The sequence below is a fragment of the Burkholderia anthina genome (genome assembly GCF_902498995.1).
Lineage (GTDB): Bacteria > Pseudomonadota > Gammaproteobacteria > Burkholderiales > Burkholderiaceae > Burkholderia > Burkholderia anthina.
In genome coordinates this window covers 52,265-66,317 of sequence record NZ_CABVLY010000009.1, presented here as the reverse complement: position 1 = coordinate 66,317, position 14,053 = coordinate 52,265, and the positions used below count along the sequence as shown (strand labels likewise).

Below are 14,053 nucleotides of genomic sequence, written 5' to 3'. Positions count from 1 at the left end.
ATGGGCTTGACCTGTCACGGTTGGGAGGAAACGGGAATCACGGAAGCGGGCGCGCGGCGATCGATATGACGCAGCGCGGCGAACGATGCGATCGCAACGGCCGTCGCGATCGCGAACAGCGCGTGCATCGTGCCGCCTGCATCGAGCAGCAGGCCGGCGAGCAGCGGACCGGCCGCGAGGCCCGCGCCGATCACGAAATTGAGCGTCGCGACGAGGCGCCCGGACGTATCGATCTGCGCGACGGTCGCGAGAATGAACGGCAGCACGAAGGTCCACGCGAACTTGAACGCGAAGATCGCGGCGCTGTAGCCGCTCGCATGCGGAAGCGCGGCGAGTGCGACGAGCGACGCCGCGAGCAGTGCGTAACCGGCGGCGAGCATCGCGCGCCGCGCGACGCGGCCGCCCGCACACGACGCGAGTGCCGCGCCGGCGATGCCCATCACGCTCGCGATCGCGAGCACGTTGCCGGTCGACTGCGGATCGAGGCCGGCTTGTGCCGCGGCACGGCTCGCGAACGTCCACACGCTGCCGATCGCGAGATAGAACGTCAGCACCGCACCGATCGCGAGCGCGACGTACAGCCGCGGCGCATGCGATGCGGCGTTGCGCGTGGTCTGCGCCGACGCGGCCTGTGTACCGAGCGTCGCCGGAAAGCCGCGCGACAGCGGCGCGGCGATGACGGCAAGCATCGCGAGCGCGACGTACAGCGCGCGCAGCCCGAACGCGACAAACACGTGAGGCAGCACGAACAGCCCGATCGCGCCCGCGATCAACTGGCCGACGACCCACAGGCCGTATACGCGGTCGCTGTTCTTGCTGGTGGCCGCGCTCGTCATGCAGAGCACCATCAACGAGCCGCCGCCGAGCGCGGTGACGGCACGCAGCGCGAGCAGCGCGACGAAGCCCGGCATCCACACTGCGGTGAGCAGATTGCCCGCGCCGAACAACGCGATTGCACAGGCGGCGACGCGGCGCGCATCGACGCGGCCGAGCCACAGATACGACGGCACGGTCGCGAGGCTGAACGCGCCGAGTTCGACGAAGAAGTAGGTGCCGATTTGCGATGCGGACAGCCCGAGCTGCGTCGCGAGCTGACCGGCGACGGCCGGCGCGACGAGCAGCAGCAGCGGCGTGATGGCCGCGAACACGACGAGCGCGACGAGCGTCGAGCGCGCAAAGGTCGACGCGCGGTCGTCGGACGGCCGTGCGGCATCGGAGCAAAGGGTTTTCATGGCGGGTTCCAGGTGGACAGGATCAGAACAGGTGGTACATGCCGACCATCGCGCCGAACTGCGACGCGCCGGCGAGCGGCGTCGGGTCGTATTCGTAGACGGTCTGCGAGCTCTGGCCGCTGTTGCGCGCATAGCCGACGTTCACGTAGGCGACGGTGCGTTTCGACAGCGCGTACGTGGTGCTCGCGATGAACAGCGTCGGATGGCCGATCGCCGGTGTGTGCGAATCGGTGTGGTAGACGCCCGCGTTCAGTCCGATTCCGCTCGATGCGATCAGGTAACGCGCACCGCCCCAGATGACGGTGCGTGCCGCATCGAGGTCGCCGGTCACGCGTTCGACGCCCGCGTAGACGGTGAGCGGCAGCGTTGCGAACGCGTAACGTGCGGCGAGCGTGCCGAGTTCGCGGCGACGGGCGGATGCGTCATCCGCGGCCGTTGCGTCGCCGTGCGCCTGATGCAGCACGGCGCTGACCGACAGCCCGTTGCTCGTGTACTGGCCGCCCAGTTCCAGCACGCGTCCGGCGCGTGTATTGCCGGCGACGCCGGCCGTGGCGGCGAGTGCTTCGGCGTCGAAGCCGGCGAAGGTCGGCGACTGGTACTTGATCGAGTGGTCGATGAAGTTCGCCGCCATCGGCATGATCACGCCCTGGCCGCTGTACGACGCGTACCACAGCGGGTCGTAGAACAGCGTCTTGTCGAACAGCACGCTGAACTGCCGGCCGAGCGTGACGGTGCCGATCGGGCCCGCGATACCCACGTATGCGCCGCGAAAAAAGGCGTAGCCGGGCGCGGTCGGGGTGCCGTCGTTGACGTTCAGGCCTTGCTCGAGCTTGAACAGCGCGCGCCAGCCGCCGCCGAGATCTTCGTTGCCCTTCAGTCCGATCTGCGACGGCACGATGCCGTAGTTCTGCAACTGCACGGCCGAGTGGCGTCCGTCGGCATGCGTCAGGTACTGCACGCCGGCGTCGAGCGCGCCGTACAGCGTGAGCGCCGATTGCGCGTGTGCGGCGACGCTGCACGTAGCGAGCGTCACGGCGGCTGCGGTCGCGGCCGTGCGGATGAAGCGGGGTTTCGTCACGTGGGGTTCTCCATACCGTCCTGCATCGGGGTGTGTCGTTGGTGTTGTCGCGATGCAGTGTCCGCAGCAGGAAAGCCGCCGAACAGTCGTACAGATGAACGGTGTGGAAAACCCGCGGTGTGCGGCACGCCCGCGCCGCCTGGCTGCCGCGACGCGTGCTGCGCAGCAGCAACGCGCGGCGTACCGTTCAAATGGATGGGGTTGCCGCGTGTTCCGGCAGCGGTGCCCGCCAAAAATGACGATCGCTATAATCGGCCGGTCTGCGTTGCGCGCATCAGCGGCCCGATCGGGCAGGGGAGCGGAAGGTGAGGATCACGACGGATATCAGGCAGGATCTCGACGCGCTGCGCGACGTGCCTGCCGCGATCGTGCTCGACGAATCCGCATGGCCGCCATTGCCCTCCCGCCGTGCCGATTTCGACGGCGTCACGCGCGGCGACGCATCGCGGCGCGAGTTCGGCCTGATGCTGCTCGACCTGTATGCGGTCGCCGCGCAATCCGGAATCGGCGAGTTCGAGTGCCGCTTCTTTTCGCTGTTGCAGGCGCTGATCCCGTTCGATGCCGCGTGGACCGGCGTCGCGACGCACGTGCCGACCGGCCCGGTGATGCACAACAGCTTCCTGTACCGTCTTCCGCACGCGTTTTTCAGCGACTGGAAACGCGTGCGCGACTGCGATCCGCTCGCCCGTCGCACGCTGCTCGGCGCGCATGGCCGCGCGGTGCGGTTGTCGGTCGTCGAGCCGGGGGTCGATGCGCGGTTTCGCGACTGGTGCGTGAAGTACGGGCTCGCGCAACTGATGTGCGTGTGTACGCTCGATCGGCGCTTCGGTCTGACGACGTTCATGTCGATCTACCGGCAGGGCCTGAACCGGCCGTTCAGCGACGAGGATGCGAATCGTTTCGAAGAGATGATTCCGCATCTCGCGGCCGCGCTCACCATCAACCGGGCGGCACAGCTCACGCGCGAGCGCGGCGACGCGGTGGCGCCGGCGGCGCGCGCGCTGTGCGACAACTTCGGCGTGCTGCACCATGCCGATCACGGCTTCGACGACGTGCTGCGTACCGAATGGCCTGCATGGACGGGGCCGCGCGTGCCGGACCCGCTGGTCACCCACGTGCGGCGCCAGTCGGGCCAGCCGTTCATCGGCGACGCGCTGCGCATCCAGTGCGTGCCGGTCGCGGGACTGTTCCAGATCGAGGCGCGGCCGCGCTCGCTGCTCGACCGGCTGAGCCCGCGCGAGCTGGCGGCGATCCGCTATTACGGCGCGGGGCGCTCGCACAAGGAGGTGGCGCAACAGATGGCGATTTCGCCGACGACGGTGCGGCATTACCTGCGCTGCGCATACCGCAAGCTCGGCATGCACGACAAGAGCCAGATCGCCGGCGTGCTCGGCGCGACGGGGCCGACCGACGACGAACCGGAGGAGGCCGGCAGCCCGGTACGATGAATCGGGACGACACGGATACGTCGTGCGCTCGCATGAATGGTTGTATCCGCAACCATTGAGCGTTATGCTCGTCAGCTCCCAGGAGACGGATTCCCATCATGAACGACACGAATTCAGGGTCGGTGCGCGCGGCGGTGGTCGGCGTCGGCGCGATCGGCGGATTGCTCGCGGCTGCGCTGTCGCGGGCCGGCATGACCGTGAGCGCGTACGCGCGCGGCGCGACGCTCGATGCGTTGAACGCGCACGGTGTGCGCGTGATCGACGAGACGGGCGCGATGTCGTCGATTCCCGTACGTGCGAGCGACGACGCGGCCGCGCTCGGCGTGCAGGACTACGTGGTGATCGCGCTGAAGGCGCAGGCGTTGCCGGCGCTGGCCGCGAGAATCGCACCGCTGGTCGGGCCGCACACGGTGATCGTCGCCGCGATGAACGGGTTGCCGTGGTGGTTCACGCACGGGCTCGCGGGGGCGATCGACGGCGTGCCGCTCGACGCGGTCGATCCGGGCGGCGCGGTGTCGGCGGCGCTGCCGCCCGCGCAGGCGATCGGCTGCGTCGTGCATCTGTCGTCGAGTACCGACGGGCCGGGTGTCGTGCGCCGTGGACGCGGCAATCGCCTGATCGTCGGCTCGCCCGATCCGCGGCTCGATGCGCCGACGGCGCGGCTCGCGGCGGCGCTCGCCGCGGGCGGCTTCGACGTCGAGCCGACGCCGGCGATCCGCGCCGAGATCTGGGCGAAGCTGTGGGGCAACATGAACATGAACCCGCTGAGCGCGCTCACGGGTTCGACCGCCGAGCAGTTGCTCGACGATCCGTACACGGAGCATCTTGCGTTGCGGATGATGGAGGAGGCTGCCGCGATCGGCGCGAAGCTCGGTCTTCACACCGGGATGAGCGGGCCGGAGCGAATCGCGGTGACGCGCAAGCTCGGCGCGTTCAAGACGTCGATGCTGCAGGATTTCGAGGCGGGGCGTCCGCTCGAGATCGGGCCGATCCTCGGCGTGTTTCCGGAGCTGGGCCGCAAGCTCGATGTGCCGACGCCATATTGCGACGCAGTGCTCGGCTTGCTGCGTCAGCGGGCGGAAAACAGCGGGCTGTAGCAGAGGGAGGCAGGTATGCGGAGGCGGTTGCATACCGGCAAGACGACGTTCGGCGCGTACCGGGCGAGGGAGGCCGGACTGCGGCCTCGTGCGCTCACGCAACCCGGGGCGGCCCGCTGATTCGTCTGAATAAAGCCGGGCGGCCAGCATCGTGCGTGACGCACTTGCGAGGCCGCCCGTCGATCCGATGTGCGTTGCGATGCGAGCCGCACCACGTCAGGCAACATGCGGTGCGGACATCGACCGTTGTGCCGCCTCAGTCGTCCTGTTCGATCGCGTGCGCGACGACCTTGTCGAGCAGCCGCTCGAACGTCTGGCGCTCGCTGTCGGACAGGCCCGCGAGCAGGCCTTCATTCCACTTGCGCACGATCGGCATGATCTTGCGATGCAGCGCGCGGCCGTCGGTGGTCAGCGCGATCAGCACGATCCGGCCGTCCTCCTCGCTCGCGCTGCGCTCGAGCAGCCCCTGGCGCAGCAGCGCTTCGGCCGCGCGGCTCGCCTGGCTCTTGTCGAGATTGGTGTGGCGCGCGAGATCCATGATCGAGAACGGACCGAAGGCGCCGACGGCGGCGATCACGCGCGCCTCGGGCAGCGAGATGTCCAGCTTGTGCCGGTATACCTCGGCGATCCCGCGGTCGGATCGCTTCGTGAGCGCGTGGAGACGATAGGTCAGAAACTGATCGAGCCCGGCTTGACGGCCTTTCATGTCGAATCCTGAAGAAAAAGGGCGGGCCCGATTGTTCCTGTATCGCGCGCTCGGGTCAACGGTCAGTGTGCGCCGTACTTCAGCCGTGTCAACTGTTCGGCTTCGTTCGCGAGCAGGTTCGCCGCATCGCGGATCGCGACGTCGAGCGTGATCGGCCCGGGTGCCGGCGAGAAACAGCCGGAAAAATGTTCGGACAGGCGCGGCAGCGCAGCTGGGTCGACCGCGCCCGACAGCAGCGACGCGGGCACGCCCGCGGCCTGTGCGTGGCGGCACGCGATGAACGGCGCCTTGCCGTGCAGCGTCTGCACGTCGGAGCGGCCTTCGCCGGTGATCAGCCAGTCGGCGCCCGCGAGTGCCGTATCGAGGCCGACTTGCCGTGCGACGACTTCCGCGCCGGCTTCGAATCGCGCGCCCAGCATGTGCAGCGCGAAACCGAGGCCGCCTGCGGCGCCGGCGCCGGCCAGATCGCGGCTGCGCCGGTCGAGCGCGGCTTCGAGCAGGTCCGCAAAGTGCGCGAGCGCGGCGTCGAGGGTCGCGACCTGCTCGGGCGTCACGCCCTTTTGCGGACCGAACACGGCGGTTGCGCCATGTGCGCCCGTCAGCGGGTTGTCGACATCCGACATGCCGATGAATTCGGCTTCCTTCAGCCGCGGATCGAGCCCCGACGCGTCGATGCGGGCGATATCGGCGAGCCGTGCCGGGACGGGTTCCACCGGCTGGCCGGCCGCGTCGAAGCACTGCAGGCCGAGGCCGGCGAGGAGCCCCGCGCCCGCGTCGTTGGTGCTGCTGCCGCCGAGGGCGACGAAGAAGCGGCGCACGCCTTCGTCGAGCAGCGTGCGGATCGCTTCGCCCATCCCGCGCGTGCTGCGCGCTTCGACCGGCACGCTCATGCCGACCGCATCGGTGATGCCGACGATCTCGGCCGTCTCGACGATCGCGGTGCGCGCGTCGATCACGCCGAGCGCCGCGTCGCGTGCCGCGAGCGACGCGCCGGCCACCCGCAGCGTGCGCCGCGTGCCGCCGCCGGCCAGCATCGCATCGAGCGTGCCTTCGCCGCCGTCGGCCATCGGGCAGCAGCGCACGACCGCATCGGGCCGCGCGCGGCGGATGCCGGTGGCGATCGCGTCCGCGACCTGCTCGGCGGAAAGCGAGCCTTTGAACGAATCGGGCGCGATGACGACGACAGGCGCGGACGGGTGTTGCGGCATGGTGTCTCCGGAAGGCGGAATTGGTGTGAAGAATCGGGGCCGCGACGGCGGCGCACGCTCAATCGGAGCTTACAGGATGGCGGGCCCGCGGTGGATATGGCGTTCGGCATAGCGGCGATCCGCTCGCATTGCCGCGTACGGGAGACGGGTGACACGCCGGGTACGCACGTGAGTCGTGCCGATCTGGCGGTATGAGGAAGATTGTTTGCTAGAATAGTCGATTCTTCCGGCCAAAGCCGTGCTCCGAGCCGCTTGCGCTAGCCATCCGGCGCGTGCAGGGATGGCGTGGCGCTCCGGCGCGGCGTGTGTGTATGTAACGTATGACGGTGGGTATAGCGCACTCATGCGCACCTCATGCACCGCACGCCGCAGGCAGGCACGGCAAGGAAAACCCGATTCGCTCGAATAATTTTAGGACGATTGAAGCCATGGCTAACGTTGTTGAGAACCTCGGCAAGCTTGAACGCCGTGTGACGATTTCCCTGCCGAAAGACACCGTGCAGAAGGAAATCGACGCCCGTATCCAGAAACTCGCGAAGAACGTGCGCATGCCGGGTTTCCGCCCGGGCAAGGTGCCGCTGAAGATGGTCGCCCAGCAATACGCGGGTCAGGTCGAAGCGGAAGTGCTGAGCGACAAGATCGGCCAGGAGTTCTTCACGATCAGCCGCGCGGAAAACCTGCGCGTCGCCGGCCAGCCGAGCTTCGAGCCGAAGCAGGAGCAGGCTGAGGATGCATACGCGTTCGACGCGACGTTCGAGGTCTACCCGGAAGTGAAGATCGGCGATCTGGCGACGGCTGAAGTCGAGCGCTCGACGACGTCGATCGGCGACGCCGAAATCGACCGCACGCTCGACATCCTGCGCAACCAGCGCGTGCACTTCCACGCACGCGGCGAAGCCGGCGAGCACGGCGACGGCGGCGCCGACACCGCAGCGAAGAACGGCGACCGCGTGACGGTCGACTTCGTCGGCAAGATCGACGACGTCGCGTTCCAGGGCGGCACCGCGGAAGACTTCCCGTTCGTGCTCGGCGAAGGCCGCATGCTGCCGGAATTCGAAACGGCAGCGCTCGGCCTGAAGGCCGGCGAAGCGCGTACGTTCGACCTGAAGTTCCCGGACGACTACCACGGCAAGGACGTGGCAGGCAAAACGGCACAGTTCACGGTCACGATGAAGAAGATCGAGTGGCCGCACCTGCCGGAAATCGACGCTGAATTCGCGAAGTCGCTCGGCATCGAAGACGGCGACCTGACGAAGATGCGCGGCGAGATCAAGGAAAACCTCGAGCGCGAAGCCAAGCGCCGCACGCAATCCATCGTCAAGAACCAGGTGATGGACGCGCTGCTGAAGATTTCCGAACTCGACGTGCCGAAGGCGCTGATCGAGCAGGACCAGCAACGTCTCGTCGAAATGGCTCGCCAGGATCTGGCGCAGCGCGGCGTGCCGAACGCGAAGGACGCACCGATCCCGGCCGAGATGTTCGCCGAGCAGGCGGAGCGTCGCGTGAAGCTGGGCCTCGTGCTGGCCGAGCTCGTGAAGTCGAACGGCCTCGAAGCGAAGCCGGAACAGATCCGCGCGGAAGTCGACGAGTTCGCGAAGAGCTACGAAGACCCGAAGGAAGTGGTCCGCTGGTATTATTCGAACCAGCAGCGCCTCGCCGAGATGGAAGCGTTCGTCGTTGAGAGCAACGTCGTCGACTTCGTGCTGGGCAAGGCAAAGGTGACGGACAAGGAAGTGAGCTTCGAGGCACTCGCGAGCGCGTCGGCGCAAGCGTAAGTGTCGCTCTAGCGGCGTGCCGGCTGTCGGAGCGACGGCCCGCACGCCGTTTTTACGTCAAGCGCGCGGTTGCCATTAATATGGCGATTGAGCGGGCGGCTTCCCTCCGTTCAATTTTCCATTCGAACAAGGTTTATTGAATGATCACTCGTGCTGAATTGCTGGACATGCTTGCTTCGAACGCGCCGCAGGGTTTCGAGGCGCAAGCGCTGGGACTGGTGCCGATCGTCGTCGAAACGAGCGGCCGCGGCGAGCGTTCGTACGATATCTATTCGCGTCTCCTGAAGGAGCGCCTGGTGTTCATGGTCGGCGAAGTCAACGACCAGACCGCCAACCTCGTCGTCGCGCAATTGCTGTTCCTCGAGAGCGAGAATCCCGACAAGGACATCAGCCTCTACATCAACAGCCCGGGCGGCTCGGTGTCGGCCGGCATGGCGATCTACGACACGATGCAGTTCATCAAGCCGGACGTCTCCACGCTCTGCATGGGCCTCGCGGCCAGCATGGGCGCGTTCCTGCTCGCATCGGGCGCGAAGGGCAAGCGCTTTGCACTGCCGAACTCGCGCGTGATGATTCACCAGCCGCTCGGCGGTGCACGCGGCCAGGCTTCGGACATCGAAATCCAGGCACGCGAAATCCTGTACCTGAAGGAGCGGCTGAACAATCTGCTCGCGCAGCACACGGGCCAGGACGTCGAGCGCATCGCGCGCGACACCGACCGTGATAACTTCATGTCGAGCGAAGACGCGAAGGCGTACGGGCTGATCGATCAGGTGCTGTTGAAGCGCCCCTGAGTTTAAGTGGGGTGCCGCCCCGATTCGTGCGGCGCCTCGCGGCGTCCGAAACGCGTTGAGCATCTGCGGCAAGCGCATCCAGCCGGCTCCGGTCGCGCCCTAGGCGCGGCGCTCGGAGCATTCGGCGTATCATGTCATTTACCTGTCCGGAGGCTCTACATTCATGGCGGACAAAAAAGGTTCGAACAGCGAGAAGCTGTTGTATTGCTCGTTTTGCGGGAAGAGCCAGCATGAGGTGAAAAAACTCATCGCGGGCCCGTCGGTATTCATCTGCGATGAATGTATCGACCTCTGCAACGAGATCATTCGCGACGAGGCGGCTGCCGCCGGCGTCGAGGCCAGCCTGTCCCGGTCGGATCTGCCGAGCCCGCAGGAAATTCGCGACATCCTTGATCAATACGTGATCGGACAGGAGCGCGCGAAGAAGATCCTCGCGGTGGCCGTGTACAACCACTACAAGCGCCTGAAGCATCTCGACAAGAAGGACGACGTCGAGCTGTCGAAGAGCAACATCCTGCTGATCGGCCCGACGGGTTCCGGCAAGACGCTGCTCGCGCAGACGCTTGCACGGTTGCTCAACGTGCCGTTCGTGATCGCGGATGCGACGACGCTGACCGAAGCCGGCTACGTCGGCGAGGACGTCGAGAACATCATCCAGAAGCTGTTGCAGAACTGCAACTACGAGGTCGACAAGGCTCAGCGCGGGATCGTCTACATCGACGAAATCGACAAGATCAGCCGCAAGTCGGACAACCCGTCGATCACGCGCGACGTGTCGGGCGAGGGCGTCCAGCAGGCACTGCTGAAGCTCGTCGAGGGCACGATGGCGTCGGTGCCGCCGCAGGGCGGCCGCAAGCACCCGAACCAGGATTTCATCCAGGTCGACACGACCAACATCCTGTTCATCTGCGGCGGCGCGTTCGACGGTCTCGAGAAGGTGATCACCGATCGCACCGAAAAGACGGGCATCGGTTTCGGCGCGACGGTCAAGAGCAAGCAGGAACGCGACGCGGGCGAAGTGCTGCGCGAAACGGAACCGGAAGACCTGATCAAATTCGGTCTGATCCCCGAATTGATCGGCCGTCTGCCGGTGGTCGCGACGCTCGGCAAGCTCGATGAAGCCGCGCTGATGAAGATTCTCGTCGAGCCGAAGAACGCGCTCGTCAAGCAGTATCACAAGCTGTTCGCGATGGAGCGCGTCGAGCTGGAAATCCGGCCGGGCGCGTTGCAGGCAGTCGCCCGCAAGGCGATCCGCCGCAAGACCGGCGCGCGCGGTTTGCGTTCGATCATCGAACAGGCATTGCTCGACGTGATGTACGAGCTGCCGGCGATGAAAGGGGTCAGCAAGGTCATCATCGACGAGAACGTCATCGATGGCGACGGCAAGCCCCTGCTGATCTATGAGGACACGCCGAAGGTGGCGGGTTCGAACTGACCGGCTTGCCGACGATGTTCTGCGAAAAAGGCCGTTCATGAGTCCGTGGGCGGCTTTTTTTCGTTTATCTTGTGGGTAACTCTGACTCGACACGCGGTGGTTACTTTCTTACCGAATATTTCCCGCACTTGAAGGCTTGCAATTCGTTGTGGCGGCCTCAATTACCGAACAATTGATTCCACTCATGGGGAAATGAAATGTCAGGCACCCAACTTCTTCCGCCGGAACGCATCACGCTCCCGCTGCTGCCGCTGCGGGACGTCGTCGTTTTCCCGCACATGGTGATTCCGCTCTTCGTGGGCCGGCCGAAATCGATCAAGGCCCTCGAAGCAGCGATGGAAGGCGGCAAGCACATCATGCTCGTCGCCCAGAAAACCGCGGCCAAGGACGAGCCGACCGAAAAAGACATGTACGAGGTCGGCTGTATCGCCAACATCCTGCAGATGCTGAAGCTGCCGGACGGCACCGTGAAGGTGCTCGTCGAGGGCCTGCAGCGCGCGAAGGCGTTGTCGATCGAAGAACAGGAGACGCAGTTCTCCTGCGAAGTGATGCCGCTCGAGCCCGATCACGCCGACAGCGCGGAAACGGAAGCGCTGCGCCGCGCGATCGTGTCGCAGTTCGACCAGTACGTGAAGCTGAACAAGAAGATCCCGCCGGAGATTCTCACGTCGCTGTCGGGCATCGACGAAGCCGGTCGTCTCGCCGACATGATCGCCGAGCGTCTGCCGCTCAAGCTCGACCAGAAGCAGCACATCCTCGAGATGTTCCCGGTCATCGAGCGCCTCGAGCACCTGCTCGCGCAGCTCGAAGCCGAGATCGACATCCTGCAGGTCGAAAAGCGCATCCGCGGGCGCGTGAAGCGCCAGATGGAAAAGAGCCAGCGCGAGTACTACCTGAACGAACAGGTCAAGGCGATCCAGAAGGAACTGGGCGAAGGTGAAGAGGGTGCGGATCTCGAGGAACTCGAGAAGCGCATCAACGCCGCGCGTATGCCGAAGGAAGCGAAGAAGAAGGCCGACGCCGAGCTCAAGAAGCTGAAGCTGATGTCGCCGATGTCGGCGGAAGCGACCGTCGTGCGCAACTACATCGACACGCTGATCGGCCTGCCGTGGCGCAAGAAGAGCAAGGTCAACAACGACCTGTCGAACGCCGAGCAGGTGCTCGACGAGGATCACTTCGGCCTCGAGAAGGTCAAGGAACGCATCCTCGAGTATCTCGCGGTGCAACAGCGCGTGGACAAGGTCAAGGCGCCGATCCTGTGCCTTGTCGGGCCTCCCGGCGTCGGCAAGACCTCGCTCGGCCAGTCGATCGCTCGCGCGACGAACCGCAAGTTTGTCCGCATGGCGCTCGGCGGCGTGCGTGACGAAGCCGAGATTCGCGGCCACCGCCGTACGTACATCGGCTCGATGCCGGGCAAGATCCTGCAAAGCCTCGCGAAGGTCGGCGTGCGCAATCCGCTCTTCCTGCTCGACGAAGTCGACAAGATGGGCATGGATTTCCGCGGCGATCCGTCGTCGGCGCTGCTGGAAGTGCTCGATCCGGAACAGAACCACACGTTCGCCGATCACTACATCGAAGTCGACTTCGATCTGTCGGACGTGATGTTCGTCGCGACGTCGAACTCGCTGAACATCCCGCCGCCGCTGCTCGACCGGATGGAAGTGATTCGTCTGTCGGGTTACACGGAAGACGAGAAGGTCAGCATCGCGCAGCGTTACCTGCTGCCGAAGCAGAAGAAGAACAACGGCCTGAAGGACGGTGAGATCGAGGTCGCCGAGCAGGCGATCCGCGACATCATCCGCTACTACACGCGCGAAGCCGGTGTGCGTTCGCTCGAGCGGGAAGTGTCGAAGATCTGCCGCAAGGTCGTGAAGATGCTGCTGCTGAAGAAGGCATCGGGCGCGATCAAGGTCGATGGCGAAAACCTCGACACGTTCCTCGGCGTGCGCAAGTACGACTTCGGCCTCGCGGCGAAGGAAAACCAGGTCGGTCAGGTGACGGGCCTCGCGTGGACGGAAGTCGGCGGCGACTTGCTGACGATCGAAGCCGCGGTGATGCCGGGCAAGGGCAACGTGATCCGCACCGGTTCGCTCGGCGACGTGATGAAGGAGTCGGTCGAGGCGGCGCGTTCGGTCGTGCGCTCGCGTTCGCGACGTCTGGGCATCAAGGACGAAGCGTTCGAGAAGCAGGACATCCACATCCACGTGCCGGAAGGCGCGACGCCGAAGGACGGTCCGTCCGCCGGCGGTGCGATGACGACCGCGCTGGTGTCGGTGCTGACGGGCATCCCCGTGCGTGCCGATGTCGCGATGACGGGGGAAATCACGCTGCGTGGCGAAGTGCTGCCGATCGGCGGGCTGAAGGAAAAACTGCTGGCGGCGCATCGCGGCGGCATCAAGCTCGTGCTGATCCCGGAAGAGAACGTGAAGGATCTCGCGGACATTCCGGACAACGTGAAGAACGCGATCGAGATCGTGCCGGTCCGCTGGATCGACAAGGTGCTCGAGCTCGCGCTCGAACGTACGCCGACCCCGCTGCCGCCGGAAGAAGAGGCGAAGGCTGCGGCGGCACCGGTTGGCGAGGCGGCGAAGGATGCCGGCTCGACGGAAGTCGTCAAGCACTGAGCGCACGAACGCCGTCCCTGACGGTTGTTCACGAAACCCGCGGCGTGTCCGCGGGTTTTTTATGCCAGCGGGAATGGTGGTGTGCGAGCGGGATTTTTAAAAAAATCGCATCCGGGCTTGGCAAAATGATCTGGAATGAATTACACTCGCAGGCTCGCTGGTTGTTGATGCCGAAACGCAGATCGCAGCCAGAACGAATCGGAAACGGGTGCTTAGCTCAGCTGGTAGAGCGGCGCCCTTACAAGGCGTAGGTCGGGGGTTCGAACCCCTCAGCACCCACCAGTTTCACGATTCAGCCAGACCAAGGAGCGGTAGTTCAGTCGGTTAGAATACCGGCCTGTCACGCCGGGGGTCGCGGGTTCGAGTCCCGTCCGCTCCGCCAGAAAATGAAGAAGCCCGCCTTGTGCGGGCTTCTTCATTTGTATCGTCGGTTGCGCCCGTTGGCGGGCGCGTGACTGCGGAGTGGAGGAAGCCGCCTGCGCGGCTTCCGGCGGGACTCGAAGGGTTGCGCGTGCACGCGCAACCGCGGCCTGCAGGATGTAGGCGAGTCCGGTCCGCTCCGCCAGAAAATGAAAAAGCCCGCCTCGTGCGGGCTTTTTCATTTGCATTGCCGATCGCGCCCGCTTGTGCGCGCTTCGTCGAGTCGACGAAGCCGT

General features: G+C 65.6%; 10 protein-coding genes and 2 tRNA genes. 8 read left to right on the top strand and 4 right to left on the bottom strand.

The window, feature by feature from the left end; genetic code table 11:
- Positions 1 to 14 precede the first annotated feature (14 nt).
- Both BME24068_RS13830 and BME24068_RS13825 read right to left on the bottom strand, forming a co-directional pair.
- The gene (locus tag BME24068_RS13830) at positions 15 to 1,232 is read right to left on the bottom strand and encodes an MFS transporter (RefSeq protein ID WP_174926418.1); all 1,218 of its coding nucleotides are present in this window, start codon (positions 1,230 to 1,232) and stop codon (positions 15 to 17) included.
- Positions 1,233 to 1,254: 22 nt separating this feature from the next.
- Positions 1,255 to 2,310 carry a porin gene (locus BME24068_RS13825; protein ID WP_174926417.1) on the bottom strand — a complete coding sequence of 352 codons (1,056 nt, stop codon included), beginning with the start codon at positions 2,308 to 2,310 and terminating at the stop codon, positions 1,255 to 1,257.
- A gap of 305 nt (positions 2,311 to 2,615) precedes the next feature.
- Between BME24068_RS13825 and BME24068_RS13820 the strand changes: the two genes are divergently transcribed.
- Both BME24068_RS13820 and BME24068_RS13815 read left to right on the top strand, forming a co-directional pair.
- Complete coding sequence (locus tag BME24068_RS13820; RefSeq protein ID WP_096503157.1) at positions 2,616 to 3,758, top strand: helix-turn-helix transcriptional regulator; 1,143 nt, start codon at positions 2,616 to 2,618, stop codon at positions 3,756 to 3,758.
- A 98-nt stretch (positions 3,759 to 3,856) separates the two neighbouring features.
- The gene (locus BME24068_RS13815; protein WP_174926416.1) at positions 3,857 to 4,855 is read left to right on the top strand and encodes a 2-dehydropantoate 2-reductase; all 999 of its coding nucleotides are present in this window, start codon (positions 3,857 to 3,859) and stop codon (positions 4,853 to 4,855) included.
- A 256-nt stretch (positions 4,856 to 5,111) separates the two neighbouring features.
- Here BME24068_RS13815 and BME24068_RS13810 read toward each other — a convergent pair whose 3' ends face one another.
- Positions 5,112 to 5,561: a MarR family winged helix-turn-helix transcriptional regulator gene (locus BME24068_RS13810; protein ID WP_174926415.1), complete on the bottom strand. Its 450-nt coding sequence runs from the start codon at positions 5,559 to 5,561 to the stop codon at positions 5,112 to 5,114.
- A gap of 62 nt (positions 5,562 to 5,623) precedes the next feature.
- Positions 5,624 to 6,769: a glycerate kinase gene (locus tag BME24068_RS13805; RefSeq protein ID WP_174926414.1), complete on the bottom strand. Its 1,146-nt coding sequence runs from the start codon at positions 6,767 to 6,769 to the stop codon at positions 5,624 to 5,626.
- Positions 6,770 to 7,197: 428 nt separating this feature from the next.
- On the opposite strand from BME24068_RS13805, the gene tig reads away from it, so the two are divergent.
- From tig to BME24068_RS13775, 6 genes are all read left to right on the top strand, one after another.
- On the top strand, positions 7,198 to 8,544 hold the full coding sequence (gene tig, locus BME24068_RS13800) for a trigger factor (RefSeq protein WP_096503149.1): 1,347 nt from the start codon (positions 7,198 to 7,200) through the stop codon (positions 8,542 to 8,544).
- A gap of 140 nt (positions 8,545 to 8,684) precedes the next feature.
- Positions 8,685 to 9,338, top strand: a complete 654-nt coding sequence (gene clpP, locus BME24068_RS13795; RefSeq protein ID WP_006496351.1) for an ATP-dependent Clp endopeptidase proteolytic subunit ClpP — start codon at positions 8,685 to 8,687, stop codon at positions 9,336 to 9,338.
- A 163-nt stretch (positions 9,339 to 9,501) separates the two neighbouring features.
- Positions 9,502 to 10,773: an ATP-dependent Clp protease ATP-binding subunit ClpX gene (gene clpX / locus BME24068_RS13790; RefSeq protein ID WP_006754177.1), complete on the top strand. Its 1,272-nt coding sequence runs from the start codon at positions 9,502 to 9,504 to the stop codon at positions 10,771 to 10,773.
- 197 nt (positions 10,774 to 10,970) lie between these two features.
- Positions 10,971 to 13,397, top strand: coding sequence for an endopeptidase La (gene lon, locus BME24068_RS13785; RefSeq protein WP_096503147.1), 2,427 nt, complete (start codon positions 10,971 to 10,973; stop codon positions 13,395 to 13,397).
- A gap of 206 nt (positions 13,398 to 13,603) precedes the next feature.
- A tRNA-Val gene (locus tag BME24068_RS13780) sits at positions 13,604 to 13,679 on the top strand.
- Between the two features lie 23 nt (positions 13,680 to 13,702).
- Positions 13,703 to 13,779, top strand: a tRNA-Asp gene (locus BME24068_RS13775).
- Positions 13,780 to 14,053: the final 274 nt, after the last annotated feature.